General features: G+C 66.9%; 3 protein-coding genes. 1 reads left to right on the plus strand and 2 read right to left on the minus strand.

The genetic code is table 11. The features are described 5' to 3' along the window. The coding region (locus tag VK519_RS01050; RefSeq protein ID WP_324346820.1) for an L-serine ammonia-lyase at positions 1-1003 on the minus strand (1003 nt) is incomplete at its 3' end. A 41-nt stretch (positions 1004-1044) separates the two neighbouring features. Between VK519_RS01050 and VK519_RS01055 the strand changes: the two genes are divergently transcribed. Beyond that, complete coding sequence (locus VK519_RS01055; protein ID WP_324346822.1) at positions 1045-1275, plus strand: glutaredoxin family protein; 231 nt, start codon at positions 1045-1047, stop codon at positions 1273-1275. A gap of 196 nt (positions 1276-1471) precedes the next feature. Here VK519_RS01055 and VK519_RS01060 read toward each other — a convergent pair. Beyond that, positions 1472-2452: DUF697 domain-containing protein (locus VK519_RS01060; RefSeq protein WP_324346824.1), on the minus strand; the 981-nt coding region annotated here is incomplete at its 5' end.

Raw genomic sequence — 2452 nt, forward strand, 5'->3', positions numbered from 1 at the left:
TTTCCTTATAGAGAATGCCGATGGCACCGGCCGTCAGCAGGAAATTGAGCACGCCGTCGGTGTCATGGCTGGGACAGAAGCGGTCGTAGTAATGCAGCACCGCCGGCACGATGCCGGCCGCGCCATTGGTAGGTGCGGTGACCACGCGACCGCCCGCGGCGTTTTCCTCATTCACCGCCAGGGCATACAGGTTTACCCAGTCAAGGATGCTCAAGGGATCCTTCAGCGCCGCCTCGGGGCGGTCGCGCAGCTCCGCGGCCATGCGCGGCGCGCGGCGCACCACTTTCAGGCCACCGGGAAGCACGCCGGGCGATCGAAGGCCGCGGTTGACGCAGTCCTGCATGGCCGTCCATAGCGTGAGCAGTCCCTCGCGGATTTCGGCCTCGCTGCGCCAGATTTTCTCGTTGGCCAGCATCAGCTGGGCGATGGTGAGCTTGTTCGCCTCGCACAGCGCCAGCAGTTGATCGCCACTGGAAAAGGGATACGGCTGCTCGGAGGTATCGGCCACGATGCGGTCTTCGGCGGCCTCGTCGTGGTTGACCACGAAGCCGCCGCCGACGGAGTAGTAATCGCGCGTGGCCACTTCGTTGCCTTCGGCGTCGTACGCGCTGTAGCGCATGCCGTTGGTGTGGAAGGGCAGCTTCTGGCGCTTGTTGAACACCAGGTCCGATTTCTCGTCGAAGTTGATCTCGTGCCGCCCCAGCACGCGGATGCGTTTGTCCTTGCGGATGCGGGCAAGGGTGGCGTCGATCTGGTCGGGGTCGACCGAGTCGGGCCATTGTCCTTCGATGCCCAGCAGCACCGCCTTGTCGGTGCCATGGCCGCGGCCGGTCATGGCCAGCGATCCGTAGAGTTCGCAGCGCACGCGCGTGACGCGGTCGAGCACGCCCTTTTCGGCCAGCCAGTGCTCGCAAAAGCGGGCGGCGGCGCGCATGGGGCCGACGGTATGGGACGAAGACGGTCCGATGCCGATTTTGAAGAGGTCGAAGACGCTGACTGCCATGGGAAAGCAACTGGGGCGGGGAAGGACGTTATTCTACGCGCATGACAGATTTCGTCCTCTACCAGCGCGATTACTGCAAGCTTTGCGACCAGGCCCTGGCCCTGATGGCGGCAGTACGGGCCCCGGACTTCGACAGCGCCTGGGTGGACGATGATCCTGTGCTTGAAGAGGCCTATGGCTCCCGCGTGCCTGTATTGCGCGACCGCCGCGACGGCCGCGAGATGGACTGGCCCTTCGACGAGGCTACGCTGCTCCGTTTCCTGCAGCGCTAGCCTCAAGCCGGCGGCGTGCGGCGTGCGGGGGGGGGAGCCGGCGGGTATCGTTTTCTTCACTAAGTCCTCGGTCGGCTTTGCCTCCCTGCGGAAGCGTTCTGAAAACGATACCCGCCGGCTCCCTGGAACGTAGCGGTGGGCTGCGGGGAGGGCATTGGGGGGCGAAGCGGGGCGAACTGAGGTGGCGGAAGAGGGGTTAGGGTAGGGCGGGGTCGCGGCGGAGGCGGCGGAGGATTTCTTCGCGGGCTTCACGCAGGATGGAGTCGCGGTCCAGGCCTGCGACCACGTCGGCGACGGCGCGCTTGGGGCCGTGTTCGCCCCAGGATTTTCCTGCAACGAGGTACCGTTCGGCGGCGCGGCCGATCAATACGGTGGCATACCAGGCTAGTGCACCTTGGGCGGCGCCGGTGACTACTACGGACAAGCCGCCACTCAAGCCTTTCAGCGCCGAGGCCGCCAGTTGCATGCCCCAGATCGCGCCCATCAGGGCGATCAGCTGTGCTGACACCGTGGCCACCAGCCGGCCGGATTCGGCCCGTGTCAGCGGCATGCCGTAAACGCGTGAAAGCTGCACCACCATGGCCGCGTCCAGGCCCGCCGCGGCCAGCAGGTCGGCCACGGGAATGGGATTGAGCGCCACGGCGACACCCTTGGCCAGGCAGTACTGCCGAATCACCCGGCTGGCCAGCTCGCGGCGGCTGGCGGCGATGCGCTGGCCCACCTGGTCAGCCAGGCGGCCGGCGAAGAGGCCCGCGTTGATCGCGTTGAGCGCCTTGCCGTCGCGGCGGGCGATATCCAGCAGGCGCGTACGAAGGGCGTCGACGTCCGGCGCCTGGGGCAGGTTCGATTCAAGGCCCGAAGCGGTCATCATCCGCAGCGGCGCGGGTAACGCACTGACGGCGATGACATCTTCGGGCCGGACCAGGCCCGCGGTGCGGGAGCGCAGGTGCGCAAGCAGTTCCTCGCGCTCGGTCTGGGCATAGCGGTCGGCCTTGTTCAAGGCCAGCAGCACGGGACGCTGGGTGGCTGCCAATGCGCGCAGGGCGTCGAGTTCGTCACGGGTGAGGTCGCCATCGGCTACATACACCACCAGGTCGCTCACCTGGGCCACTTCCACGGCGAGCGCCTCGCGTGCCTCGCCGCCGAGCTCGTTGATGCCCGGTGTGTCGATCAGCAC

Source organism: Pinirhizobacter sp. (assembly GCF_035317885.1).
Taxonomy (GTDB): Bacteria; Pseudomonadota; Gammaproteobacteria; order Xanthomonadales; family Rhodanobacteraceae; genus Pinirhizobacter.